This is a genomic window from Pseudomonas sp. L13 (genome assembly GCF_009935965.1).
Classification (GTDB): domain Bacteria; phylum Pseudomonadota; class Gammaproteobacteria; order Pseudomonadales; family Pseudomonadaceae; genus Aquipseudomonas; species Aquipseudomonas lactis.
In genome coordinates this window covers 17,398-42,766 of the sequence record NZ_QODJ01000022.1, presented here as the reverse complement: position 1 = coordinate 42,766, position 25,369 = coordinate 17,398, and the positions used below count along the sequence as shown (strand labels likewise).

The 25,369-nt window shown below is 60.5% G+C and carries 18 protein-coding genes; 8 read left to right on the top strand and 10 right to left on the bottom strand.

All coding sequences use genetic code 11. The annotated features are described in order from the left end of the window. Window positions 1-283: 283 nt before the first annotated feature. The 3 genes from DK871_RS13275 to DK871_RS13265 all read left to right on the top strand — a co-directional run bounded on the left by DK871_RS13275 (window position 284) and on the right by DK871_RS13265 (window position 4,353). Entirely contained in the window at window positions 284-2,353 is a 2,070-nt protein-coding gene (locus tag DK871_RS13275; protein ID WP_161905361.1) for a bifunctional diguanylate cyclase/phosphodiesterase, read from the top strand. 110 nt (window positions 2,354-2,463) lie between these two features. After that, on the top strand, window positions 2,464-3,537 hold the full coding sequence (locus DK871_RS13270; RefSeq protein ID WP_161905360.1) for a kelch repeat-containing protein: 1,074 nt from the start codon (window positions 2,464-2,466) through the stop codon (window positions 3,535-3,537). Window positions 3,538-3,606: 69 nt separating this feature from the next. Continuing rightward, a complete protein-coding gene (locus DK871_RS13265; RefSeq protein ID WP_161905359.1) occupies window positions 3,607-4,353 on the top strand; it encodes an SDR family oxidoreductase in 747 nt (248 codons plus the stop codon). Between the two features lie 12 nt (window positions 4,354-4,365). Here the strand turns inward: DK871_RS13265 and DK871_RS13260 are convergent, their stop codons facing one another. From DK871_RS13260 to DK871_RS13245, 4 genes are all read right to left on the bottom strand, one after another. Beyond that, the gene (locus tag DK871_RS13260) at window positions 4,366-4,854 is read right to left on the bottom strand and encodes a hypothetical protein (RefSeq protein WP_309137757.1); all 489 of its coding nucleotides are present in this window, start codon (window positions 4,852-4,854) and stop codon (window positions 4,366-4,368) included. A 63-nt stretch (window positions 4,855-4,917) separates the two neighbouring features. Further along, window positions 4,918-6,327: a GntR family transcriptional regulator MpaR gene (gene mapR, locus DK871_RS13255; RefSeq protein WP_032892039.1), complete on the bottom strand. Its 1,410-nt coding sequence runs from the start codon at window positions 6,325-6,327 to the stop codon at window positions 4,918-4,920. Between the two features lie 146 nt (window positions 6,328-6,473). After that, window positions 6,474-7,883: a cytochrome c oxidase accessory protein CcoG gene (ccoG, locus tag DK871_RS13250; protein WP_161905358.1), complete on the bottom strand. Its 1,410-nt coding sequence runs from the start codon at window positions 7,881-7,883 to the stop codon at window positions 6,474-6,476. A 184-nt stretch (window positions 7,884-8,067) separates the two neighbouring features. Then, window positions 8,068-8,307 carry a DUF3203 family protein gene (locus DK871_RS13245; RefSeq protein WP_161905357.1) on the bottom strand — a complete coding sequence of 80 codons (240 nt, stop codon included), beginning with the start codon at window positions 8,305-8,307 and terminating at the stop codon, window positions 8,068-8,070. Window positions 8,308-8,430: 123 nt separating this feature from the next. Between DK871_RS13245 and DK871_RS13240 the strand changes: the two genes are divergently transcribed. Next, on the top strand, window positions 8,431-8,922 hold the full coding sequence (locus DK871_RS13240) for an MgtC/SapB family protein (RefSeq protein ID WP_161905356.1): 492 nt from the start codon (window positions 8,431-8,433) through the stop codon (window positions 8,920-8,922). Window positions 8,923-8,941: 19 nt separating this feature from the next. On the opposite strand, the gene DK871_RS29120 is transcribed toward DK871_RS13240, so the two are convergent. Both DK871_RS29120 and DK871_RS28625 read right to left on the bottom strand, forming a co-directional pair. After that, complete coding sequence (locus DK871_RS29120) at window positions 8,942-9,964, bottom strand: M10 family metallopeptidase C-terminal domain-containing protein (RefSeq protein ID WP_256677459.1); 1,023 nt, start codon at window positions 9,962-9,964, stop codon at window positions 8,942-8,944. A gap of 195 nt (window positions 9,965-10,159) precedes the next feature. After that, window positions 10,160-10,324: a hypothetical protein gene (locus tag DK871_RS28625; protein WP_178116049.1), complete on the bottom strand. Its 165-nt coding sequence runs from the start codon at window positions 10,322-10,324 to the stop codon at window positions 10,160-10,162. Window positions 10,325-10,528: 204 nt separating this feature from the next. On the opposite strand from DK871_RS28625, the gene DK871_RS13230 reads away from it, so the two are divergent. The 4 genes from DK871_RS13230 to DK871_RS13215 all read left to right on the top strand — a co-directional run bounded on the left by DK871_RS13230 (window position 10,529) and on the right by DK871_RS13215 (window position 19,502). Further along, the gene (locus tag DK871_RS13230) at window positions 10,529-12,517 is read left to right on the top strand and encodes an alpha-1,4-glucan--maltose-1-phosphate maltosyltransferase (RefSeq protein WP_161905355.1); all 1,989 of its coding nucleotides are present in this window, start codon (window positions 10,529-10,531) and stop codon (window positions 12,515-12,517) included. A 191-nt stretch (window positions 12,518-12,708) separates the two neighbouring features. Further along, the gene (treS, locus tag DK871_RS13225) at window positions 12,709-16,056 is read left to right on the top strand and encodes a maltose alpha-D-glucosyltransferase (protein WP_161905354.1); all 3,348 of its coding nucleotides are present in this window, start codon (window positions 12,709-12,711) and stop codon (window positions 16,054-16,056) included. Then, window positions 16,053-18,299 carry a 1,4-alpha-glucan branching protein GlgB gene (gene glgB, locus DK871_RS13220; RefSeq protein WP_161905353.1) on the top strand — a complete coding sequence of 749 codons (2,247 nt, stop codon included), beginning with the start codon at window positions 16,053-16,055 and terminating at the stop codon, window positions 18,297-18,299. Before treS ends, glgB begins: the two co-directional genes overlap by 4 nt. A 42-nt stretch (window positions 18,300-18,341) precedes the next feature. Beyond that, complete coding sequence (locus DK871_RS13215) at window positions 18,342-19,502, top strand: diguanylate cyclase (protein WP_161905352.1); 1,161 nt, start codon at window positions 18,342-18,344, stop codon at window positions 19,500-19,502. On the opposite strand, the gene DK871_RS13210 is transcribed toward DK871_RS13215, so the two are convergent. The 4 genes from DK871_RS13210 to lhgO all read right to left on the bottom strand — a co-directional run bounded on the left by DK871_RS13210 (window position 19,481) and on the right by lhgO (window position 25,368). After that, window positions 19,481-21,685, bottom strand: coding sequence for an ATP-binding protein (locus DK871_RS13210; protein ID WP_161905351.1), 2,205 nt, complete (start codon window positions 21,683-21,685; stop codon window positions 19,481-19,483). The genes DK871_RS13215 and DK871_RS13210 overlap by 22 nt on opposite strands. Before the next feature lie 173 nt (window positions 21,686-21,858). After that, on the bottom strand, window positions 21,859-22,710 hold the full coding sequence (locus DK871_RS13205; protein ID WP_034135509.1) for a CAP domain-containing protein: 852 nt from the start codon (window positions 22,708-22,710) through the stop codon (window positions 21,859-21,861). 81 nt (window positions 22,711-22,791) lie between these two features. Further along, window positions 22,792-24,117 carry an MFS transporter gene (locus tag DK871_RS13200; protein ID WP_161905350.1) on the bottom strand — a complete coding sequence of 442 codons (1,326 nt, stop codon included), beginning with the start codon at window positions 24,115-24,117 and terminating at the stop codon, window positions 22,792-22,794. Between the two features lie 57 nt (window positions 24,118-24,174). Next, window positions 24,175-25,368, bottom strand: coding sequence for an L-2-hydroxyglutarate oxidase (gene lhgO, locus DK871_RS13195; RefSeq protein ID WP_161905349.1), 1,194 nt, complete (start codon window positions 25,366-25,368; stop codon window positions 24,175-24,177). Window position 25,369: the final 1 nt, after the last annotated feature.

The window sequence follows — 25,369 nt, the reverse complement described above, 5'->3', positions numbered from 1 at the left end:
AGGAGCGAGCTTGCTCGCGAAAAACGTCAACGATAACGCGTGCTCGCTGAATGAACGCGGCGCCTGTCAGTTTTCCGCGAGCAAGCTCGCTCCTACAGATAACCCCGCATTTTGATGTCCGTGACGTCGTTGAAAACACCCTGATGAAGCCAGCCGATTGACGCCAAAAACTGGGTCATGGCCTACGGATCAATTAATCACCTGCCTCGGATTCATACTCGCTACAATCGCCCGATTTGCCACCCGGCACGGGCTTTTGCGCCGGTCGCCTGCGAGACGTCCCATGCTGATCGGTAGCTATTCAACCTCCCTTGTCGTGATTTCCCTGTGCGTGGCCATCCTGGCGTCCTACACCGCGTTGGACCTGGCCGGGCGTATCGCGACCGCCAAGGGACGTGCCGTTTATCTATGGATCACGGGTGGCGCAGTGGCGATGGGCGTCGGCATCTGGTCCATGCACTTTATCGGGATGTTGGCCCTGCGCCTGCCGTTTGCCCTGGGCTTTGACGTAGCCATTACCCTGTTCTCGCTGTTGATCGCCGTGCTATCCAGCGGGTTTGCGTTGTGGCTGGTCAGCCAGCCACGCTTGCCGGCCTGGCAACTGGCATTTGGCGCGCTGGTGATGGGCGCCGGTATCGCCAGCATGCATTACACCGGCATGGCCGCGATGCGCATGACGCCGGGCATTGATTACGACCCGACCTTGTTCGGCGCTTCGTTGATGATCGCGGTGGTGGCTTCCGGCGCCGCGCTGTGGATTGCCTTCAACCTGCGGCGCAACACACCTTATGTACGGCTGGCACGGGGTGGCGCCGCCGTGGTGATGGGCGTGGCCATCGTGGGCATGCACTACACCGGGATGGCTGCGGCGCGCTTTGCCGACGGCAGCTTCTGCGGCGCCGCATTGACCGGCCTGAGTGGCAAGGGCCTGGATAACCTGGTCTTGGTCACTTCGCTGGCGGTGCTGGTCATTGCGTTGTTGACCTCGGTGCTGGATGCGCGCCTGGAAGCGCGCACCGCCGTGCTCACCGATTCCCTGACCCTGGCCAATCAGGAACTCACCCACCTGGCCCTGCATGACATGCTCACCGGCCTGCCTAACCGCACGCTGCTGGCTGATCGCATTCAACAGGGCATCCAGGCGGTGAACGAACGGGGCGGTTGCTTTGCCTTGATGTTTATCGACCTGGATGGTTTCAAGCCGGTCAACGATGCCTTTGGCCATCACCTGGGCGACCAGTTGCTGCGCGAGGTCGGTTTGCGCCTGCGCGAGGATTTGCGCAGCCAGGACACCCTGGCCCGCATCGGCGGTGATGAATTTGTGTTGCTGGTGCAGCTCACCCAGCCCGACGATGCCATGGGCTTGGCCGAGCGCCAGGTGAGCCTGATCAACCGCACCTTCACGGTGGCCGAACATGAGTTGCAGATCTCGGCGAGCATCGGTATCGCCATGTTCCCGGGCAACGGTAATAACCCCCAGGAACTGCTGATGAACGCCGACGCGGCGATGTATCACGCCAAGGGCATGGGCAAGAACGGCTACAGCTTCTTCGATGTGTCGATGAACACCAACGCGCGCAAACAACTGCAATTGCTGCAAGACCTGCGCAATGCCCTGGAGCAGGGGCAGTTTCGTTTGCATTACCAACCCAAGTTCGACGCCGTCAGCGGTGTTGCCGTGGGGGCCGAGGCGCTGTTGCGCTGGGAGCATCCGCAACAGGGCTTGCTGATGCCCGCTACGTTTATTGCACTGGCGGAAAAAACCGGGCTGATCATTCCCATCGGCGAGTGGGTGCTCGATGAAGCCTGCCGGCAGATGCGCCTGTGGTACGCCCAGGGTTATGAGAGCTGGCGTATTGCCGTCAACCTGTCGGCGTTGCAGTTCTGCCATGCCGGGTTAGTGAACAGCGTAGCGGCCGCGCTGGAGCGTCACCAATTGCCGGCCAATAGCCTCACGCTGGAAATCACCGAGACCACCGCCATGAGCGATGCCGACGCGAGCATGACGGTATTGCAGCAGCTCTCGGACATGGGCGTGGACCTGTCCATTGATGACTTTGGCACCGGTTACTCCAGCCTGATGTACCTCAAGCGCCTGCCGGCCAACGAGTTGAAGATCGACCGCGGTTTTGTGCGTGACCTGGAACACGACAGCGACGACGCGGCCATCGTCTCGGCCATCGTGGCCCTCGGCCAGGCCTTGGGCCTGCGGATTGTCGCTGAAGGTGTGGAGACCGATGTGCAGCAGCGCTTCCTCACGCGCCTGGGGTGTAATGCCTTGCAAGGCTACCTGCTCGGTCATCCACTTCCAGCTGATCAGTTCATCGCCGAAATTCAAAAGGCTAACGGCTGAGCGGTACGGAGTGCGCCGTATCTTGCCGGTGCCTGTTAATTCTGACAGTAGCGACCGCCTAGGCCGAGGGTTAGATTGAGTGCTACGAAGATAGCGCGAGCGCTTGCGTCATGAATATGAATGTTGCAGGTGAGTTTAAAAGCACTGGGTCAATGCTTGAGCCGCGATATGCGCATTGCGCAGTGACCACCGGGCTGGGCGTTTTGGTGATTGCAGGAGCCAGTGGCGTTGAACTCTACAATCAAGGGTCGGGTGAGTGGTCTGCACGAGCGTCGCTGCCGGTGGCTCGTCATACCTGTGGCGTTGCGCTTTTGCCGTCCGATGTGGTGTTGGTCGTAGGTGGCAGCAATGCGTCTTACGCGCTGAGTGATGCACAGTTGTATGACGTATCAGCAGATCGCTGGAGGGGGGCAGGGCGGTTGCAGACTCCGCGCTTGAGTCACACTACCACCTTGCTCGATTCAGGCAGGGTGCTGGTGGTCGGCGGAAATAACCTGGGGCCTTCGGGCGGACAGGTGCAAGACAGCGTTGAGCTATATGATCCGCTTGATGACCTCTGGCACCTTCAGCGCTGGCTTCCCGTCGATGTCATGAATCACACGGCCACTTTATTGGCCGACACAAACGTCTTGGTCGTCGGCGGCTTTTCCGGCCGGCAAAACGTGGCGTTGTCCAGCGCGTTTATTTATCACGTATCAACCGGGCAGTGGTCTCAAGCACAGCCGATGCCCATGGCGCTCATGCAGCATACGGCGACCTTGCTGGCGGATGGTCGCGTCTTGGTCGCTGGCGGTTCGAATACGCCTTTTGGGCCGGCACAACGTTGTGCCTACACCTATGATCCGACGTCGGACAGTTGGGAGACGTCTGTGATGTGCGTTGCGCGCAAAAATCACAGTGCGACCAGGTTGGCGACAGGCCAGGTGCTGGTCATCGGTGACAGCGCAATTTCAACCCCCGCAAACGCTCGGACCGCTGAGTTATATGAGCCCTTTTCCGGCCAATGGGCATTGACAGCACAGATGTCGTACGGGCGCTTTGGGCATAGTGCGTCTTGCCTGCCTACCGGGCAGGTTTTGGTGGCCGGAGGGGCACAACCGGTATCGCACCCTGCGCCAGTCTCATCAGCAGAGATCTATACACTGAGCCAGGCAGGCTGCGAAGGTGCTGACCTGGGTCTGTGAAAAAACGCTCTGTTGGCTGTATTCTTGGATCCAACCCTAAACATCCGGTTGAATCAGGAGGTCGAAGCCATGGACAAAGTCGTCATTATCACGGGGGGCAGTCGTGGAATTGGCGCCCAGACAGCATTGCTCGCCGCTCGCCAAGGCTATCGCATCTGCATCAACTACCAGTCTGATGAAGACGCTGCTCACCGTGTACTTGATCAGGTCCGCGCGTTGGGCGCCCAGGCGATTGCCGTGCGGGCCGATGTCAGCATCGAGGATGAAGTGATCGGCCTGTTCAATCGTGTTGATGCGGAGTTGGGTCGGGTCACTGCGCTGGTCAATAACGCCGGCACCGTGGCGCACAAGTCGCGGGTCGATGAGATGTCCGAGTTTCGTATCCTCAAAATCCTCAAGACCAATGTGCTGGGCCCGATCCTGTGTGCCAAGCACGCGGTGTTGCGCATGTCGCCCCGCCATGGCGGGCAGGGCGGCAGTATCGTCAACGTGTCCTCAGTAGCGGCGCGGCTGGGCTCGCCGGGTGAGTATGTCGACTACGCCGCCTCCAAGGGGGCGCTGGATACCTTCACTATCGGCCTATCGAAAGAGGTCGCAGGTGAGGGCATCCGTGTCAACGCGGTACGCCCTGGCTATATCTTTACCGATTTCCATGCCCTGAGCGGCGACCCGGACCGGGTCAGCAAGCTGGAGTCCGGGATCCCGATGGCGCGGGGCGGGCGCCCGGATGAAGTGGCGGAGGCAATTATCTGGTTACTGTCGGACAAGGCATCGTATTCCACCGGAACGTTCATTGACCTGGGCGGCGGCCGTTAACGCGCTGGCCGATCAGGTCCGCAGGGTGCGCAGCACCTCGTAGCCGTACCAGGAGAATTGCCGGAGCAGGTCGGCTTCGGAGTGCTTCACCACGCCATAGCCACAGTTGGAAAAACCCTCGATATGGCCATTGCGGCTATCGCTGCCATTGAGGGTGCGATCATCGACGTTATCGAGAAAGCGCAGCACTTTATCCAGATCGTAGGCCGCATTGGCTCGAGCTTTGGGGTCTGGATTAGCGTTAGTCCAATCGCCGACCTGTCGCTTGAGGTCATCGACGACCTGATAGAAATCGCAGCCTTCGAGGAAGTTTTTCGTCACGCTACTGTGCTCGATGATCGCCTCTGCCGAGCGATGCTCACCGGCAGGGCGTCCGTTCGGACCTGTCATCTGGCGCACTTGCTGTTGTTCCGCCCAGCGCATGTAGTGGTGAGGGACGGGAAAAGGCTTCAAGTCGCGGGGTACACGTGCTGGCAGTGGGCAGTTTTTCCAGGTGATCACGCAGGTCTCTTTATTCGGTCAGTGGACGCCTCTGAGTCGTTGAAACGGGACCGTGGGTTCCATTTAGAACGAGCGCACAATCCGCCCTAACGTTTCCATGGCCTTTTCCGACGCCTCGTTCCACGGGCTGCCATAGTTCAAGCGTATGCAGTTTCTGAACCGCTGGGTCGCAGAAAAGATCGGCCCCGGCGCGATACTGATGCCCTGGGCCAGGGCCATCTGGAACAGTTTCAGCGAGTCGGTCTGCTCCGGTAATTCCAACCACAAAAAATAGCCTCCCGCGGGTTGGCTGACCCGCGTCTGCGCCGGGAAGTAGCGGGCGATGGCCGCCAGCATGGCGCTTTGCTGTTCTTCCAGGGCGTAACGCAGTTTGCGCAGGTGCCGGTCATAGCCGCCGTGTTGCAGGTAATCCGCAATCGCCGCCTGGGCCGGCATCGATGGGCACAGCGAGGTCATCAATTTCAGCCGCTCCACCTTCTGCGCGAAGCGCCCGGCGGCGACCCAGCCCACCCGGTAACCGGGCGCCAGGCTCTTGGCAAAGGAGCCGCAGTGCATTACCAACCCTTCGGTATCGAAGGCCTTGGCCGGTTTCGGCGCTTGTTGCCCGTAATACAGCTCGGCGTAGACGTCATCTTCGATCAACGGCACTTGATGGCTGCGCAGCAATTGCACCAGCGCCTGTTTTTTCTCCTCAGGCAGCGTGGCGCCCATGGGGTTCTGGAAGCTGGTCATGGTCCAGCAGGCCTTGATCGGATAGCGCTCAAGGCTTTGGGCCAGGGCGTTCAGGTCAATACCGTCACGCGGATGCACCGGAATCTCCACGGCCTTGAGCTTCAAGCGTTCAAGCACTTGCAAGCAGGCGTAGAACGCCGGCGCTTCGATGGCGACCAGGTCGCCCGGTTCGGTCACGGCCTGCAGGCACAGGTTGAGCGCTTCGAGGGCGCCGTTGGTGATCAGCAGCTCCTCCATCGGCAGCATCAGGCCGCCGACCATATAGCGCAGGGCAATCTGCCGGCGCAGTTGCGGGTTGCCTGGCGACATGTCGGTGACCACCAGGCGTGGGTCCATTTCGCGGCTGGCACTGGCCAGGGAGCGAGCCAGGCGCGGCAGCGGGAACAGCATGGGGCTGGGGAAGGCCGAACCGAAGGGCACGGTGTTGGGGTCTTTGATCGAGTCCAGTACCGAGAACACCAGCTCGCTGACGCCCACATCGGTGGACTCATGCACCTGCTCACTCACCACCGGTTCGGAAAACGGGCTGGGCGCATGGGTGTTGACGAAGTAGCCAGAACGCGGCCGCGCGCGAATCAGGCCACGACGCTCCAGCAAGTAATAGGCCTGGAACACGGTGGACGGGCTGACGCCGTAGGCCTGGCTGGCATAGCGCACCGATGGCACGCGCTGGCCGGGGCCGAGGACGCCGGAGCGGATCAGTTCTGCGATGTCGTCGGCGAATTTTTCGTAGCGTTTCATGGCGGCCTAATTAGCTTTTTGAATGTGTACGCAAGGCGAAATGTAGGAGCGAGCTTGCTCGCGAAAAACGTCAACGATAACGCGTGTTTCCTGAATGAACGCGGCGCCGGTGAGTTTTTCGCGAGCAGGCTCGCTCCTACAGTTGCTCAGCGATTCAAGGGGGCAACGAAGCGGCTGTCAGCAGCGGTATAAATCCACGGTTCATCCACATCCGTTACTTTAAAACGGATAGTTTGAGAACTGCTGGCCGGTGTGTCCGCCAGCAACGCCACCGACACCGGTATATCGACAATTTCCCCGGGCGCCAGGCTGACCTGCGTCTTGCCTTGCAACTGGAAGCCCTCGGCATCCACCAGTTCCAGGCGGTAGTCCTGGCGCTGCTGGGTCTTGTTGATCACCTTGAGGCTGTAGATGTTCTCGATCAAGCCCTGGCTGTTTTCGCGGAACATACCACGGTCCTTGGTCACATCCAGCGACACCATCGGCCGTTCAATCAGGGCCACCACCAATGCCGCGATCATCACCAGCAGCACGGCACTGTAGCCGATCAGGCGTGGCCGCAGCAGGTGAGTCTTGCCCCCCTGCAATTGATGCTCACTGGTGTAACTGACCAAACCACGGGCATAGCCCATTTTGTCCATGATCGAATCACAGGCGTCGATACAGGCTGCGCAGCCGATGCATTCCATTTGCAGGCCGTCGCGGATGTCGATGCCGGTGGGGCATACCTGCACGCACAGGTGGCAGTCGATGCAATCGCCCAGGCCAACTTCGGCTGGCTGCACGTCACGCTTACGCGGGCCACGCTGCTCGCCACGGGCGGCGTCGTAGGAAATGGTCAGGGTGTCTTTATCAAACATCACGCTCTGGAACCGTGCATAGGGGCACATGTGCATGCACACCGCTTCGCGCAGCCAACCGGCATTGATGTAGGTGGCACCCGTGAAAAACAACACCCAGAACAGGCTCACACCGCCCATCTGCCAGGTCAGCAATTCAGCGGCCAAGGGACGGATGGGGGTGAAATAGCCCACAAACGTCAGCCCGGTCAACACACTGATACCCAGCCACATCGTGTGTTTGGCCGAACGCCGTGCCAGCTTGTTCAGGCTCCAGGGCGCGGCCTGCAGTTTGATGCGCTGGTTGCGTTCCCCCTCGGTCACCTTTTCACACCACATGAACAGCCAGGTGAACGAGCTTTGCGGGCAGGTGTAGCCGCACCAGACGCGGCCGGCAAACACCGTGATTGCAAAGAGGCCGAAGGCGCAGATGATCAGCAGCGCCGACAGCAGGATGAAGTCCTGAGGCCAGAACGTCGCACCAAAGATATGAAATTTGCTCTCGGCCAGGTCCCACAGTACGGCTTGGCGCCCACCCCAGTTCAGCCACACGGTGCCGAAAAAAGCCAGGAACAGCAGGCCGGCACCGCCCACGCGCAAGGTGCGAAACAGGCCGGTAAAACTGCGGGTATGGATCAGGTAGTCGCTGGATTTGGCCTTCACCTTCTTTGGGTGAATGGGCTCAAAGGTTTCCACGGTTGGGATTCGTTCGCTCATGGTCGTTCGCTCATCAGCCTCCATCAGGCCGATGAACTATGGGCGACGGGCTGTTTGCATAACAGACTCAGGTGGAATGATAAAAAGCGGATCAGATAGGTTTGGCACGTTCGTGTGCGTCAATGTGCTGCACCCCCAGGGCCTAGGGGTGCAGGGAGTCAGTGGGTTCGATGACACAGATCAATTAAATTACCGAACCAGGCGCTGCCGCCTTCACATGGTTACGGCTGTCCGTGGCCCCTTCAACCGTAAGTTTGTCGGCCTCAGCTTCAGTGATGTATATCCGTTTGCCAGCCAAGTCCACACAGGACATGGCTTTGTCATTGTCGGTAAGGATGGTCACGCGGGTGGCTGGCAGGCTTTGCTCCTGGCCGTCCACGCCGAGCTTGAAGTAGCACAAATGGTTGTCGATGCGCAGGGTCATGGCGATCTCCTTTCTATGGGCTATATAGCCTTAGGCGGCACCTCTAGAGGCAGGTTCCAGGCAACTGACTGGCGGTCTGCGCTGTCCATCCTTTATCTACCCATAATAAAAAGGAGCGTATCCATGGACGCCTGGTGGCATCTGGTATGGCAAACCCTGCAAGCCGAATTCGCGGACATTGGCGACGCCCGGCAACTCACCCAAGTGACCGTGCGCCTGCTGATCGCGGCGATCCTCGGCGGCATCCTGGGGTTTGAACGTGAACATAAGGGCAAGGCGGCCGGGGTGCGTACTCATATGCTGGTGGCACTGGGCGCGGCGCTGTTTGTGCTGGTGCCGCAGATGTCCGGCAACCAGGCCGATGCCATGAGCCGTGTGGTTCAGGGGGTGATTGCGGGCATTGGCTTCCTCGGTGCCGGCACCATCCTCAAGGGCAAGGAAGACGAGGAGGGCCAGCATGTGAAGGGCCTGACCACGGCGGCCGGGTTGTGGATGACCGCCGCCATTGGCGTGGCGGCGGGCATGGGCCGCGAATCGACCGCGGTACTCAGTACCCTGCTGGCCCTGGCGGTGTTCAGCATCATGCCGAGAATCGTCAAAGTATTGGAAAAGTGATGCCGGTTCATCTTACGGATCAGGTCACGATATTGCTTTGGCGTACCTCACCAAACACTTTGAGCACAAAGGGTGGCTTGCCCGGCGCGTCGGCGATAACAACTACGCTGGTGTTGGCGCTGGGCAAGTGATGGATCTGCATTTCTCCCTTCGCCTCTGGAGCCCGCTCGACCTGTCGCAGCGGCGTGTTCAGCTGCTTCTGGATGCCGGACAGGTCCAGCTTGTCACCCGATTTGAAACCCCGGATCTCGCTGGGAGCTTCGAGGGTGGATTCATTGGTCGCGTTGAAAGTGTAGGTTGAAGAGGTGTCAGTACTTGTGTCGGTGTTTGTTGCCCCCTGGGTTTGCGACTCAGCCGACAGGCCGAGCTTTTCATCGCTCAGGGAGGAGGCTGTATCCGTGAGTGATTTGGACTGGGCCTCCATTGCAGAAAAACTCTTTCTCATCCCCCCAAATTCTTCGAGCCAGTTTGTGTGATGGTCGACGGTGTTCCAGATGTCACCGTCGAACGCGGCGGTAATGATTTCCAGAATTTTGAGCCTCATTTTATCGGCCGTGTCATTGATCACTTGGTGTTTGGCGGACTCCAGGTTTGAATCAATATTTTTCTTGTCGAGCTTGTCGCGGATCTCTCGAAGTGTTCCACGGTTTTTTTTCGCGTTGGCGCCCCGCGACATCAATTGGACATTCTCTGGGGTCAATGTGGTGTTGAACTGCTCAGTGATTGCGCGAGATTTCGGCGAGCCTGGAGTGCGTTGAATTTCCTTGATCGTGTCTGGGGTCAATGCCGTATTCAGGTCATCCAGCTTGTTCGTCGCCTCTACCTCCGAGATAGAGGGTGAGGCGTTGGCCTTCGTCGTTGGCGACACGGGGGTATTGGGTGAGCGGTCAGGCGCCTTAGGGGAGGATGACCAATTCGGGCCGGCCTTGAGCAACGTATCAATTCGCTCGGGTGTCAGCGTGTGTTGATTGGAGACTGGATTGGAGGACGTGGGCGTGGCGACCGGAGCAGTGGCCGTTGATGGGGAGGTGATAGTCGACATGGGGCTACTCGCGATATAGGGGCTAAAGGTCAGATGAAAGAAAGGCTGAGCATTCACGCGAGATCAATATAGAAAGGAACAGTGAAACGAACATTCAGCCTTGACGGTGGGTTTCGTAGGAATCCTCGTTTTTTGGTGTGCTCGAACACCCGAACGTTCTGGTGTTCGAGCAGAACTTGTTCTTGCTCGGATGATTTAGACGATCACCGGAGGCACGGTCGTTGGCGGTTCTTGCACGGGCTCCGGGTCATATTCCGGTGGCTCTTTTTCCGGAATGGGCGCCGGTTCGCCGGGCGGTATCGGCAGTGGCGGCTCGTCAATATTCGGATCTTCAGGTTCAGGGGGTATCGGGATATTCATCGGTGTGGCCTCCTTTGTGCTTTGCTCTAGCGGTGGACCGCGGCCTGGGGCAATTGATTCCCTGCCCAGTGGCGGCATATCCACCTGAACTTTTGCTGCGCGCCCAGGCTCGGACCTTAAACGGCCACGCTCGGGGAGAGCGCCGCCGCCTTTGAATTCGGATCAAGCCAAGAGCGTCCACAGGGCGTAAGGGGAAGATGCTCGATGACTGCTGAAACACTGGTTCCAGAAGACTCCGTGCTGCCGCTGTCCCAGGCGCTGCTGTTACCCAGGATCGCGATCGAAAGCACCATGCCGGTCATCGACAACGGTGAGTTTGCCGTCAAGGCAGTGGTGGGCCAGCGGGTCCATGTGACCAGCAAAGTGTTTGCCGATGGTCACGATAAGCTGGCGGTGTTGATCCGCTGGCGCGCGCTGGGGGATGAAAGCTGGCACAGCGTGGTCATGCTGGATATCGGCAACAATGGCTGGGAGGGTGCGTTTAGCGTTGCGCACCAGGGGCCGCACGAGTACTGCATCGAAGCCTGGATCGATACGTTCGCCAGCTTCTGCTACGAGCTGCGCAAGAAACATGAGGCCGGGGTGCCGGTCAGCCTCGAGTTGCAAGAGGGCCGCAGCCTGGTGTTGCAGGCCGCCGAACGCAGTGACAATGAACTGCGTGAGCGCTTGATGTTGTTGCACCATGAACTCTCCGGCCTGCTGGAAACCGAGCAGGTGGCGTTGTTCCTGCACGAAGACAGTGCGCACCTGATGACCCAGGCCGACCATCGCGCCTATTTGAGCGTGAGCCCCGCATACCCGATTGACGTGGAGCGTGAGGCCGCACAATTTGCCAGCTGGTACGAGCTGTTTCCGCGCTCGATCACCGACGATCCGGCGCGGCACGGCACGTTTAACGACGTGCATGCGCGTTTGCCGATGATCCATGACATGGGCTTCGACGTGCTGTACTTCCCGCCGATTCACCCCATCGGCCGTAGCCATCGCAAGGGCAAGAACAACTCACTCACCGCCGGCCCCGATGATCCTGGCAGTCCTTATGCCATCGGCAGTGAGGAGGGTGGTCACGAGGCGATCCACCCGCAGTTGGGCACGCGCGATGATTTTCGCCGGCTGGTCCAGGCCGCTGCCGACCACGGCCTGGAAATCGCCCTGGACTTCGCCATCCAGTGCTCCCAGGACCACCCGTGGCTCAAGCAGCATCCGGGCTGGTTCAACTGGCGCCCGGACGGCACGATCAAGTACGCGGAAAACCCACCGAAAAAGTACCAGGACATCGTCAACGTCGACTTTTACGCGGCCGATGCCATCCCGAGCCTGTGGACCGAGCTGCGCGATATCGTGGTGGGCTGGGTGGAAGAGGGCGTCAAGACCTTTCGTGTCGACAACCCGCACACCAAGCCGCTGCCGTTCTGGCAATGGCTGATCAGCGACGTGCGTGCCAAGTACCCGGAGGTGATCTTCCTCGCCGAAGCCTTCACCACCCCGGCGATGATGGCGCGCCTGGGCAAGGTCGGCTATTCCCAGAGCTACACCTACTTCACCTGGCGCAACACCAAGGCTGAGCTGAGCGAGTACCTCACCCAACTGAACCAGTCGCCCTGGCGTGAATGCTACCGCCCGAACTTCTTCGTCAATACGCCGGACATCAACCCGGGTTTCCTGCATGAATCCGGCCGTGCAGGTTTCCTGATCCGCGCCGCGCTGGCCACCATGGGCTCGGGGCTGTGGGGGATGTATTCAGGCTTTGAGTTGTGCGAAGCCGCGCCGGTGCCGGGCAAAGAGGAGTACCTCGACTCGGAGAAGTACGAGATACGCCCCCGCGACTTCACTGCGCCCGGCAACATCATCGCCGAGATCGCCCAGCTCAACCGCATCCGCCGCCAGAACCCGGCGCTGCACACGCACCTGGGGCTCAAGCTCTACAACGCCTGGAACGACAACATCCTGTATTTCGGCAAGCGCAACGAGGACGGCAGTAATTTCATTCTGGTCGCCGTCAACCTGGACCCGCACAACGCCCAGGAAGCCCACTTTGAATTGCCACTGTGGGAGATGGGCTTGCCCGACGATGCCCAGACCCAGGGCGAAGACTTGATGAACGGCCACCGCTGGACCTGGTACGGCAAGACCCAATGGACCCGGCTGGAGCCGCAGATGCCGTTCGGCATCTGGCGCATCAGCACACCCTGATGTGGGAAGGGGGATTGGCTTTTTGTAGGAGCGAGCTTGCTCGCGAAAAACTCACAGTCACCGCGTTTATTCAGGAAGCACGCGTTATCGTTGACGTTTTTCGCGAGCAAGCTCGCTCCTACAGAATTCGATGAATCCCTGCCCCAGAAAGTCGTTTGCTCTGAAGAATTGCGTATTTCCAGGAGTTTGCAATGGCCAAGAAACCCAAGGCAGCCACCTTTATCAAAGACCCGCTCTGGTACAAAGACGCGGTGATCTACCAGGTTCACGTCAAATCCTATTTCGACTCCAACAACGACGGCATTGGCGACTTTGCCGGGCTGATCGCCAAACTTGACTACATCGCTGATCTGGGCGTGAACACCATCTGGCTGCTGCCGTTCTACCCCTCGCCGCGTCGTGATGACGGCTACGACATTGCCGAATACCGCGGTGTGCACAGCGACTACGGGACGATGGCCGACGCCAAGCGTTTTATCGCCCAGGCCCACCAACGCGGGCTGCGGGTGATCACTGAACTTGTAATCAACCACACCTCTGACCAGCACCCCTGGTTCCAGCGTGCGCGCAAGGCCAAGCCGGGCTCGGCCGCACGAGACTTCTACGTGTGGTCGGACGATGACCAGAAATACGACGGCACGCGCATTATTTTCCTCGACACCGAAAAGTCCAACTGGACCTGGGACCCGGTGGCCGGCCAGTACTTCTGGCACCGCTTTTACTCGCACCAACCCGACCTCAACTTCGATAACCCGCAGGTCATGAAAGCGGTGTTGTCGGTGATGCGCTATTGGCTCGACCTGGGCATCGACGGCCTGCGCCTGGACGCCATTCCCTACCTGATCGAACGGGATGGTACCAACAACGAAAATCTGGCCGAAACCCACGACGTCCTCAAGCAGATCCGCGCCGAGATCGACGCCCATTACCCCGACCGCATGCTCCTGGCCGAAGCCAACCAATGGCCGGAAGACACGCAGCTGTACTTTGGCGACAGAAAGGGCGACGACGGCGATGAATGCCACATGGCGTTTCACTTCCCACTGATGCCGCGCATGTACATGGCATTGGCCCAGGAAGATCGCTTCCCCATCACCGACATTCTGCGCCAGACCCCGGAGATTCCCGCCAACTGCCAGTGGGCAATTTTCCTGCGCAACCATGATGAGCTGACCCTGGAAATGGTCACCGACAAAGAGCGCGACTACCTGTGGAACTACTACGCCGCAGATCGCCGCGCCCGCATCAACCTGGGCATTCGACGACGCCTGGCGCCGCTGGTGGAGCGCGATCGTCGGCGGGTGGAACTGCTTAACAGCCTGCTGCTGTCGATGCCGGGCACGCCGACCTTGTACTACGGCGATGAAATCGGCATGGGCGACAACATCTACCTGGGCGACCGTGACGGCGTGCGCACGCCCATGCAATGGTCCATCGACCGCAATGGCGGCTTTTCCCGTGCCGACCCGGCCAGCCTGGTGCTGCCACCGATCATGGACCCGCAATATGGCTACCAGTCGGTCAACGTCGAGACCCAGGCCCAGGACCCGCACTCATTGCTCAACTGGACCCGGCGCATGCTCGCAGTGCGCAAACAGTCCAAGGCGTTTGGCCGTGGCAGCCTGAAAATGCTCTCGCCGACTAATCGGCGCATTCTGGCGTATACCCGTGAATACACCGGCGAAGACGGCCACACCGAGATCATCCTGTGCGTGGCCAACGTGTCGCGCAGCGCCCAGGCGGCGGAGCTGGACCTGTCGGCCTTTGCCGGCATGGTGCCGGTGGAGATGCTTGGCGGTAATGCCTTCCCGCCGATTGGCCAGCTGAATTTCCTGCTGACTCTGGCGCCCTATGGTTTCTATTGGTTCGTGCTGGCGGCGGAAAACCAGATGCCCAGTTGGCATGTGGAACCGGCGCAAAGCATGCCCGACTTCACCACTTTGGTACTGAAAAAACGCATGGAAGAGTTATTGGAAGAACCTTGCCGCACCAGCCTGGAACACACGTCACTGCCCGCCTGGCTGCCCAAGCGTCGCTGGTTTGCCGGCAAAGACACGGCAATCGACACGGTGCACATCGCCTACGGCGTGCGTTTCGGCGACCCGCAGCATCCGGTGTTGCTCAGTGAGATCGAAGTGACCAGTGCTGGCCAGGTCAACCGTTACCAACTGCCCTTGGGCTTCCTTGGCGAAGACCAGTTCACCAGCGCCTTGCCCCAACAATTGGCGTTGGCCCGAGTGCGACGCACCCGCCAGGTAGGTTTGGTGACCGATGCCTTCAGCCTTGAGCCTTTTATCCTTGAGGTGATCCAGGCCATGCAGGCCGGCACCGTGCTCAATACGCCTGACGGCGATCTGCGGTTTGAGGCAACTGAACACCTGGCCGCACTGCAACTGACCCGTGAATCGTCAGTGCGTTATCTGTCTGCCGAGCAGTCCAACAGCTCGGTGGTGGTCGGTGACAGCTTGGTGCTCAAGCTGATTCGTAAAGTCAGCGCCGGTGTGCATCCAGAGCTGGAAATGAGTGCCTACCTGACCGCCGCCGGCTACCCGAACATTTCGCCGCTGCTGGGCTTTATGAGCCGCCACGATGGGCAGGGGCAGGACAACCTGCTGATGATTGCCCAGGGTTACCTGAGCAACCAGGGGGATGCCTGGAGCTGGACCCAGAACAACCTGGAGCGGGCGATCCGTGACGAGTTGGCCGATGCGATCTCTGAGCAGGAACAGCACTACAACGCCCTCGGTGAGCTGGCGGATTTTGCCGGTTTGCTCGGCCAGCGCCTGGGTGAAATGCACGTGGTATTGGGCGCGCCAACGAGTGATAAAGCGTTCAAGCCCGAAGTCACCACGGCCAAGGACACCCAAGCCTGGGCCAAGGATGTCGGCGCCCAGATCGAGCGTGCCCTGCAGTTGCTCAAGCTTCATCAAAGCCAGTTGAACCCCGCCGACCAGGCGTTGGTCAGTGAATTACTGGCGCAGAAAAAAGCCATCGCGGCGCATGTCCAGGCGTTGGCCAAAGCCACGGCGGGCGGGTTGCGCATTCGCGTGCACGGTGACTTGCACTTGGGCCAGGTATTGGTGGTCAAGGGCGATGCCTACTTGATCGACTTTGAGGGCGAGCCGGCGCGGCCGCTGCATGAGCGGCGCGGCAAGCACAGCCCTTATAAGGATGTGAGCGGTGTGCTGCGTTCCTTCGATTATGCGGCGGCCATGGCGCTGAATGTGCAAGGGGTGGATCACACGCCAGAAGCGAACGCGGCGCGCAAACGCGTGACCGATCGCTACCTGAATGAGGCCCGCGTAGCATTTACCCAGGCTTACCAGACCGCTGCGTCTACACTGGCGCATGACTGGCAGGATGCCAACGGCCATGACGCAGCGCTGACCTTGTTCAGCCTGGAAAAGGCCGCGTACGAAGTGGCCTACGAAGCAGAAAACCGCCCGACCTGGCTGCCGGTGCCCCTGCAAGGGCTGCACGGCTTGCTGAACGGGCTGACACCTATATCTAAACCTGTACGCGGTGGGGAGACGTCATGAGTTTTACACAGAGAGAACCGCTGCAGCCCAAGCTGACTGCATTGCCGGCGTCCAAGGACGTCGATGCGCTGGTGCGCGCCGAGCACCCTGATCCTTTCTCGATCCTGGGGCCCCATGATGACGAGCAGGGCGGCCAGTTTATCCGTGCGTTCCTGCCGGAGGCCCTGAGTGTCCAGGTGCTGGCGCGTGACACGGGCGAGCCGGTTGGCAGCCTCGACGCCACCCAGGTGCCGGGCCTGTTTGTCGGGCACTTCAACACTCGCCAACCCTACCTGCTGAAAATCCAGTGGGCCGGCGGTGAGCAGATCACCGAAGACCCTTACAGCTTCAGCCAATTGCTGTTGGGGGAAATGGACCTGTACCTGTTTGCCGAAGGCAATCATCGTGACCTGGGCAACTGCCTGGGGGCGCAGGTGGTGAGCGTCGATGGCGTGCAAGGCGTGCGCTTTGCCGTCTGGGCGCCGAACGCACGGCGGGTTTCGGTGGTGGGCGACTTCAATATCTGGGACGGACGCCGTCATCCGATGCGCCTGCGCCATCCCTCGGGGGTGTGGGAAATCTTCATTCCGCGCCTGCAACCGGGCGCGGCTTATAAGTACGAAATTCTCGGCGCCCACGGCATTCTGCCGCTCAAGGCCGACCCCGTGGCGCTGGCCACCCAACTGCCGCCGGACACCGCCTCCAAGGTCGCCGCACCTTTGCAAGTGGATTGGCAGGACCATGAGTGGATGCAATCGCGGGGCGACAAGCAGAAATCCACCGCGCCGTTGTCGATCTACGAGCTGCACGTGGGGTCCTGGCAGTGCGAGTTGGACGAGGCCGGTGAAGTGGCCCGTCAATATGGCTGGCGCGAACTGGCCGAGCGGCTGATTCCTTACGTTCAACAATTGGGCTTCACCCATATCGAACTGATGCCGATCATGGAGCACCCCTTTGGTGGCTCCTGGGGCTATCAGGCGTTATCCCAGTTTGCCCCCAGTGCGCGCTTTGGCTCGCCGGAAGACTTTGCCTGGTTCGTCAATGCCTGCCATCAGGCCGATATCGGCGTGATCCTCGACTGGGTACCGGCGCATTTCCCCACCGATACCCACGGCCTGGCGCAATTTGACGGTACCGCGCTGTACGAATACGCCAACCCCCTGGAAGGTTTTCACCAGGACTGGGACACGCTGATCTACAACCTGGGCCGCACCGAGGTCCACGGCTTCATGCTCGCGTCGGCCTTGCACTGGCTCAAGCATTTCCATGTGGACGGCCTGCGCGTGGACGCCGTGGCCTCCATGCTGTATCGCGATTATTCGCGCAAGGCCGGTGAATGGGTGCCCAACCGCCATGGCGGTCGCGAGAACCTGGAAGCCATCGACTTCTTGCGGCACCTGAACGACGTGGTTGCCCTTGAAGCACCGGGCGCCTTGGTGATCGCCGAGGAGTCCACGGCCTGGCCTGGCGTCAGCCAGCCGACCCAGCAGGGTGGCCTGGGCTTCAACTACAAATGGAACATGGGCTGGATGCACGACTCCCTGCATTACATCCAGCAAGACCCGGTGTACCGCGCCCATCATCACAACGAGCTGAGTTTCGGGTTGGTGTACGCCTGGTCCGAGCGCTTTATCCTGCCGATTTCCCATGATGAGGTGGTGCACGGCAAACACTCGCTGATCGACAAGATGCCCGGCGACCGCTGGCAGAAATTTGCCAACCTGCGCGCCTACCTCAGTTTCATGTGGATGCACCCCGGCAAGAAGCTGCTGTTCATGGGTTGCGAATTTGGCCAATGGCGCGAGTGGAACCACGACCAGCAACTGGATTGGTATTTGCTGCAATACCCCGAGCACCGTGGCGTGCAAAAGCTGGTGGGCGACTTGAACCGCCTGTACCGCGAAGAACCAGCGTTGCACGAACAGGACGATGCGCCCCAGGGCTTCCAATGGCTGATCGGTGACGACGCGATCAACAGCGTCTACGCCTGGCTGCGCTGGAGCAAGGATGGCAAACCGGTGTTGGTGGTTGCCAACTTCACCCCGGTGCCCCGCGAAGGCTACGCAGTCGGTGTGCCGTTTGGTGGGCGCTGGAGTGAGGTGATCAACAGTGACGCCGACACTTACGCCGGCTCCAATTACGGTAACGGTGGCGCGGTGTTTACCCAGGATGAGCCGCGCCATGGGCAACCGGTGTCGCTGTCGCTGAACTTGCCGCCCTTGGGCGTGCTGATTTTGCGCCCTCAGGAGCCTGAAACGCTCTAGCACGGCGGATGCTGCTGTTCGGCTTGCTGGCAAGGTGCCACAATGGCGCCTTTGTCGTCGCCGTTCACACAGGCCAATCCCATGAATAGCCGCGGGCAAGATCAGGGTCAGCAAATCGAAGAGCAGGTGCGAACCGACCGTTTGCACCAGCTGTTTCGTCAATCATTCTCGGCGATCTTCGGCAGCTATCTGGGCGCCGTCATGCTCTGCTGGCTGTGCTGGGACCGGTTCGATCATCAGGTCATCCTGGTGTGGCTGGTGCTCTTGGCGGGTTCATCATTGGTGCGCCTGCATCTGTTCGTGCAATGGTTTCGCTGCCCGGACGCGGAGCGTACACCCGCCCGTTGGGAACGCCACTACTGGGTCACGCTGATGCTGTCGGCAGGTATCTGGGGCGGCGGGGCGCTGGCGGTGATGCCGGTCGATGATCGCTTATCCCAGGTGTTGGTGATGCTGTTTACCGTGGGCATGTCGGTCAGCGCGGTGTCCTGTTATTCGGCCTATCGCTACATGACGCTGGGCTCCATGGCGCTGGTGTTGCTTCCCTGTACGGTATGGATGCTGTTGCAGCCCTCACCGATGCAAGTCGGCGTGGCGCTGGCGGTGCTGGTGTTTGCCTCGTTTGTGGTCGGTGCGACGCGCAAGCTCTCCGATGCCCTGGAAAAAGCCTTTCGCCTGACCCGGCAAATGGAGCGCGCTCATCACATTTCCACCCGCGCCGCCCAGACCGATGAACTGACCGGGCTGATGAACCGTCGGGCGTTTTACGAGCAAGCCCAGTTGCTCTACGCGCAGTGCCTGCGCGAGCAGCAGCCGCTGTGTGCGTTGATGATGGACATGGACCACTTCAAAGCCATCAATGACACCTACGGCCATCAAGCCGGTGACCAGGTGTTGCGCCAGATTGGCGCGGTGATCAGCGCATCCTTTCGCCAGACCGATATCTACGGTCGCCTGGGAGGCGAGGAGTTTGCGGTGTTGCTGCCCAATACCTCATTGGAGACCGCGCGCGGCATTGCCGAGCAGTTGATCCGAAAAATTGGTGACTTGCCCGCCGACCCGGTACAGGGGGTGAGCGCGAGCCTGGGCGTGGCCTCCACCCACGCTCAGCATCTGGACTTGAACGGCTTGATGAACAGCGCCGACAAAGCCCTGTACCAGGCCAAGGCATCGGGCCGCAATCAGGTGGCGGTCGTCGACTGATCCTTGCACATCGCCTTTGCCAGCACCCGCGCAACCTGATCGGCGGAGTAGGGCTTGGCGAGGAATTCAAAGCCTTCATAGCCGCTGTCCGCCAGCTCCTCACTGTAGCCGGAGACGAGTACCACGGGCAGGTCCGGGCGGCGCTGGCGCAGCAGCTTGGCCATGGCCACGCCGGTCATGCCGGGCATCACCACGTCGGAGAAAATCGCATCGAACCCCTGGACGTCTGTGCCGGCGAGGTTCAGCGCCTGTTCGGCATTGGTCGCCCAGGTGGTCTGGTAACCCAGGTCCTTGAGGATCTGGCTGGCGAAGCGTCCTACCTCAAGGTTGTCCTCGACGATCAGCACATGCTGATGAGCCGCCTCTTGCGACGCAGGCAGGTCTGCGTGCGGGACTTGATCCAGCGCCGTTTCGCCTTCGACTTGCGGCAGGTACAAGGTAAACACCGTGCCGTGGCCCAGGGTGCTGGCCACATCGATATTGCCGCCTGACTGCTTGGCAAAGCCGAATACCTGCGACAGGCCAAGGCCCGTGCCTTTGCCCACGGCCTTGGTGGTGAAGAACGGCTCGAAAATGCGCTCGAAGGTATCGCTGGGAATCCCGGTGCCGGTGTCGGCCAGGGAGATGGCGATGTAGGGCATGCACGACGCGGCATCCCCGCGAATACGTGGCAGCGTTTGCTCGCCGGCGACCTTGAGGGTCAGGGTACCCTGGCCGTCCATCGCATCGCGGGCGTTGAGGGCGATGTTGATCAACGCGGTTTCGAACTGGCTGGGGTCGATGCGTGCATAGCAGGGCTGATCGGGCAATTGCACCTGCACATGAATGCGTGCGCCGGTGACGCTTTCGAGCATCTCGCCGATGTTCTGCACGCGCTGGCCGACATCGAACACCTGCGGGTTCAACGGCTGGCGACGGGCAAAGGCGAGCAGTTGGCTGGTGAGCTTGCTGGCCCGCTCCACGGTGTCGGACACCGCGCACATATAGCGTTGCCGACGCTCTTCGGACAGGCCCGGTTGGCGCAGGAAATCCACGGATGAGCGAATGATGGTCAGTAGGTTGTTGAAGTCATGGGCGACGCCACCGGTCAGTTGGCCGATGGCCTCAAGTTTTTGTGACTGGCGCAGTGCAGCTTCGGCTTCGGCCAGCGCACGGGTACGCTCATTCACGCGCTGCTCGAGGGTGGCATTGAGTTCCGTATAGGCGGCCAGGCCCTTACGCACGGCGGCGTCGGCACGCACGCGCTCGATGTGCGCCCAGGAACGTTCGGTGACTTCGCCCAACAGCGCGATGTCGTAGGACGACCAAAAACGCGGCACTTTGTCGTGTACGGCCATCAGCGCGGTGAGCCGCCCGTCTTTGATCAAAGGCATGCAAATAGTGGCTGTCACACCGAGTGCCTGGAAGCTTGCGGCATCATGGGGCGGCAACTCGCTCAGATTATTGCGTATCACCAGTGGCTCGCCGGCACGCAGGCAGTTGACCGCGCATTCGCCAAACGCCGCCAGGCTGTAATGGCCGATGATGCTCGGCGAGCCTTGCGCCGACCAGTCGCCGCGAATGGTGAAGCCGTCTTGATCTTCGTCCATGTCAGCGTAGGCGCAGATGGACACCTGCAGGTGCTGGGCCAACAAGCGGGTGGTCGACGTCATGATGGTTTCGGCGTCGGTGGCGTTGGTCACGCAGTTGCTAATGGCGTCCAGCACTTCAAGACGACGGGCCAGGAACACGGTGGCAGTGGTTTCGGTCACCGTGTCGAGCAGACCGACCACCACGCCTTGGGCGTTGCGAATCGGGCTGTAGCAAAAGGTGAAATAGGCTTGTTCCGGCGCTTCGTTGCGTTGGATCAGCAGCGGGAAGTTTTCGATATAGGTGGCGTGCCCGTCGAACGCGGCGTCGGCGATAGGGCTGATATCGTCCCACACTTCGTGCCAGATCTCGTTGAACGGGCGGCCCAGAGCGTCGGGTTTGCTACCCAGGATCGGCGTGAACGCGTCGTTGTAGAGGGTAATCAACTGAGGTCCCCAGACGATGGCCTGGGGAAAACTCGACGCGAAGGACAGCGCAACGGTTGTCTTCAACACATCGGGCCAGTGCTCAAGCGGCCCCAGGGGCGTATTGGCCCAATCATGCTGACGAACCCGCTCTGCCATTTCGCTGCTGCCTTGCAGCCAATTCATCATTGGGTTCACACCTTGCTTGCCACGCATTGTTTAGCTTTGAAGAGTCACACCGACTAGCAACAGACCGGAATGACCGCATTCAGTTCAGCGCGATTATCTCCCTGATAGCACTTTGATTTCATTGTCTATTTTCACGCCGTCATTATTGGCCGGGTTGGGCCGGCGCCCAACCTTCATTGCGTGCCGAATAACCCCGTCCAATAGATGCCCGCGTCACTCTTGGGGTCCATCGCGTAGGCAGCACCCAAATCGCGAAATTGCGGGTTCATCAGGGTGGCGCAGTGGCCGGGGCTGGCGAGCCAACCGTCGACGACCTTGCGCGGCGTGTCGAGGCCGGCGGCGATGGTTTCGCCGATGTTCTTCGCGATATACCCGGCCAGTTCGGCGCGGTCACCGGGCGTACGCCCGTCGTGGTCCAGGTGGTCGAAGAAGTTGCCGTTGGCCATGTTGCGCGTGTGGCTGTTGGCCGCGCTGGCCAGCGTGTCGTTCCACGACAGCGGTGTGGTCGCGGTGAACGCCTGGGTGCCGCACTGGCGCGGCTCGGCACGCGCGGTGTTGATCAGGTCGAGCAGTTTTCTGCCTTCGGTTTGCCAGTCCCCGAGGCCACTGGTCAGCAGTGGGCGGGCCAGCACGATGCGCCAGTCCTGGCCGCTGTTGCTCACGCCGATGTCGACAAACTGCGGATCGAGCACTACGCGGCAGAAGCTTTCGCGTACCGCTTTCATCGCGGCCTCGGCGTCCTTGGGACCGGACAGGCTGATGGCCTGCACGTTCACCATCGGGTACGCAGCCCGCGCCAGCGACTGCTGCAAATCGCCGACATTGGAGGCCGGCAATACCAGCCGTGTGTCGCTTGCCAGCGGTGGCAGCTCCTGGGAACCCTGGTCACCGCAGCGTTGTACCTGGCTGCGGTATTGGTTGATCTGTTGGACTAACTGACTTTCTTCATTCGCCATCGCGCTGGCGCAGAACACCGTAGTGGCGGCCAGCGTCGTAAGACCCATCATCAATGACAGAACGCGCATGGACGTTACCCTTGAGCTTGAAAGTGCCCATGATGCGCGATCCAGGTGCATCCATGCACCCGTTGGTCCGAACTTTTTTGCTCAGTTCTTGAATGCCGAGTGTTTCGCGCCCTGATCACACAGGGCAAACACCACCACCAACAACGCAGAAATCGCCAGGATCACCACCACCCCATCAGTGGAGTGGGTGGCCGAGGCCGCTACCATTGACAGCGCGCCCAGCGGCGCCAGGCCACCGGCAATGGCGGTGCCGATTTCACGCCCGGTGCCGAAACCCGAAGAGCGCGTTTGCGTCGGGAACTGTCGGCTCAGGAACGAGCCCTGGGGTGCAAACATCATCGGCGCGAGGATACCGGTGCCCACGCCGATGGCGAGGTAGATCATCAGGCTTTCACCACTGTTGAGCAGGGCCAGGAACGGGTAGGCAAACAACAGTGAACACAGCCCGCCGAGCATCAATACGGTCTTGCTGCTCCATTTGTCACACAGCCAGCCGAAGCAGGGTACGGCGACGATAGCCACCAGGCTGGCGATGGTCACCGACAGCGAGGTGACATGCACATCCACGCCTTTGAATTGGGTCAGGTACGCCAGGGAAAAAGTCTTGAAGATGTAGCTCAGGGCGTTGTAGCCAATCGCGACAAAAAACACCACGGCAAGGCCCTTGAGGTCATTCTTGAACAAGGCTTTGAGGGGTGATGGCTTGGCCTTGGCTTTTTCCTTGCTCAGTTCTTCGAACTGTGGGGTTTCCGGAATGCTGTTACGCACCCACAGGCCGACGCCCACTAGCACGATGCTGCAGATAAACGGAATGCGCCAGCCGCCGGCCAACAGGAACTCGTTGCCGTTGATGGTCAGCAGGTAAATGGTCAGCGAGGACAACAACAGGCCCAGGTTCAGGCCCAATGCCGGCCAGGCGCCCTGGCTGCCACGCTTGCCGTGGGATGCATGTTCGTAGGAGGTGACCGCCGCGCCCGACAGCTCGGCACCGGCGCCCAGGCCTTGGATGATACGGATAAACACCAGCAAGATCGGGGCCCAGATGCCGATGGAGGCGTAGCTGGGAATCAAGCCAATCAAGGTGGTGCACACGCCCATCAGGCAGAAGGTCAGCACCAGCACTTGCTTGCGCCCGAACTTGTCGCCCAGGTAGCCAAACAGGATGCCGCCGAAGGGGCGGGCGATAAAGCCGATGGCAAAGGTAGAAAAGGCCATCAGCGTGGCGGTCTTCGGGTCGCTGTTATCGAAGAAGATCTTCGAAAACACAATCGCCGCCATGGTGGCGTACAGGTAAAAGTCGTACCACTCCAGCATCGAGCCGAAGATGGTGGCGGCGGCTACTTTGCGCAGGCGCTTGCGGGTTTGTTCGGGCGTTTCGGTACCGGGGATGGAGGCGGATGCCGACATGCTGGACTTCCTTCTGGGTCTTTGTAGTTATTGTTGGGTGAACGGGCCGTGCGGGTCTTACTGGGGTTGGAACAGGCGGTCGGCGATCATCGCGCCGATGGGCATGGCTGAAGTGGCGGCCGGTGAGGGCGCATTGCACACATGCAGCATTCGTGAGGTTTGGGCGAACAGAAAATCGTGCACCAGGCTGCCGTCGCGCATCACCGCCTGGGCGCGGATGCCGGCCTCGTAGGGCAGCAGGTCATCGAGGGTCAGGGACGGGCAGTACTTGCGGCACTGCTCCAGGTAGCCGGACTTGAACAACGAATTCTTCATCTCGGTGGTGCCGGAGCCGAGGTTTTGCCAGAGGGTTTTCCAGAAGCCCGGGAAGCTGGCGTACTGCGCCACGTCGCGCCAGTTCACCGAGAACTTGCGGTAGTTCTCGCGGCCAAGGCCGAGCACGGCATTCGGGCCGACGGTGACGCTGCCGTCGATCATGCGGGTCAGGTGCACGCCGAGGAAGGGCAGCTCCGGGTCGGGGATCGGGTAGATCAGGTGGTTGACGATGTTGTTCTTGGCAGCAGGCAGGCGGAAGTATTCGCCGCGAAACGGGATGATCTGATGGTCGATGCTGATGCCGGCCAGGCGGGCCAGGCGGTCTGACTGCAAGCCGGCGCACACCACCAGGTGGCGGGCTCGCCAGGTCTCGCCCTCGGTGTTGACGGTGACGGTGTCGGTGTCTTCGTGAATGGCGGTTACGGTGCGTTCAAGGCAGATCTGCCCACCGTTGCGACGGATCACCTGGGCCATGGTCTCGCACACCTGGCGGTAATCGACAATCCCGGTAGCATCGAGAAACAAGCCGCCGAGGCCGACGATGTTCGGTTCACGCTGGCGCAGTTGTTCGGCATTCAAGCGCTCGACCTGCATGCCATTGAGCTGGGCACGGGCGTACAGCGCTTCCATGCGTTGCATTTCCAGCGGGCTGGAAGCCACCAGCAGCTTGCCGCATACCTCGAATTTGATTCCGTGTTCGCGGCAGAACTGCTTGGTGGCTTCGGCGCCGCGCTTGCACAAATCGGCCTTGAGGCTGCCGGGTGCGTAGTAGATGCCGGCATGGATCACACCGCTGTTGTGGCCGGTCTGGTGCTTGGCCAGCACCGACTCTTTTTCCAGGATCACCAACGACGCGCCGGGTTGGCGCTTGAGCAGCTCCATGGCGGTGGCCAGGCCGACGATGCCGCCGCCGATAATGCAAAAGTCATGAATCATT

Coding starts and splice junctions, on each gene's coding strand:
- DK871_RS13275 (WP_161905361.1), top strand. CDS start 284: ATGCTGATCGGTAGCTATTCAACCTCCCTTGTCGTGATTTCCCTGTGC.
- DK871_RS13270 (WP_161905360.1), top strand. CDS start 2,464: ATGAATATGAATGTTGCAGGTGAGTTTAAAAGCACTGGGTCAATGCTT.
- DK871_RS13265 (WP_161905359.1), top strand. CDS start 3,607: ATGGACAAAGTCGTCATTATCACGGGGGGCAGTCGTGGAATTGGCGCC.
- mapR (WP_032892039.1), bottom strand. CDS start 6,327: ATGAAACGCTACGAAAAATTCGCCGACGACATCGCAGAACTGATCCGC.
- ccoG (WP_161905358.1), bottom strand. CDS start 7,883: ATGAGCGAACGAATCCCAACCGTGGAAACCTTTGAGCCCATTCACCCA.
- DK871_RS13245 (WP_161905357.1), bottom strand. CDS start 8,307: ATGACCCTGCGCATCGACAACCATTTGTGCTACTTCAAGCTCGGCGTG.
- DK871_RS13240 (WP_161905356.1), top strand. CDS start 8,431: ATGGACGCCTGGTGGCATCTGGTATGGCAAACCCTGCAAGCCGAATTC.
- DK871_RS29120 (WP_256677459.1), bottom strand. CDS start 9,964: ATGTCGACTATCACCTCCCCATCAACGGCCACTGCTCCGGTCGCCACG.
- DK871_RS28625 (WP_178116049.1), bottom strand. CDS start 10,324: ATGAATATCCCGATACCCCCTGAACCTGAAGATCCGAATATTGACGAG.
- DK871_RS13230 (WP_161905355.1), top strand. CDS start 10,529: ATGACTGCTGAAACACTGGTTCCAGAAGACTCCGTGCTGCCGCTGTCC.
- treS (WP_161905354.1), top strand. CDS start 12,709: ATGGCCAAGAAACCCAAGGCAGCCACCTTTATCAAAGACCCGCTCTGG.
- glgB (WP_161905353.1), top strand. CDS start 16,053: ATGAGTTTTACACAGAGAGAACCGCTGCAGCCCAAGCTGACTGCATTG.
- DK871_RS13215 (WP_161905352.1), top strand. CDS start 18,342: ATGGCGCCTTTGTCGTCGCCGTTCACACAGGCCAATCCCATGAATAGC.
- DK871_RS13210 (WP_161905351.1), bottom strand. CDS start 21,685: ATGATGAATTGGCTGCAAGGCAGCAGCGAAATGGCAGAGCGGGTTCGT.
- DK871_RS13205 (WP_034135509.1), bottom strand. CDS start 22,710: ATGCGCGTTCTGTCATTGATGATGGGTCTTACGACGCTGGCCGCCACT.
- DK871_RS13200 (WP_161905350.1), bottom strand. CDS start 24,117: ATGTCGGCATCCGCCTCCATCCCCGGTACCGAAACGCCCGAACAAACC.
- lhgO (WP_161905349.1), bottom strand. CDS start 25,368: ATGATTCATGACTTTTGCATTATCGGCGGCGGCATCGTCGGCCTGGCC.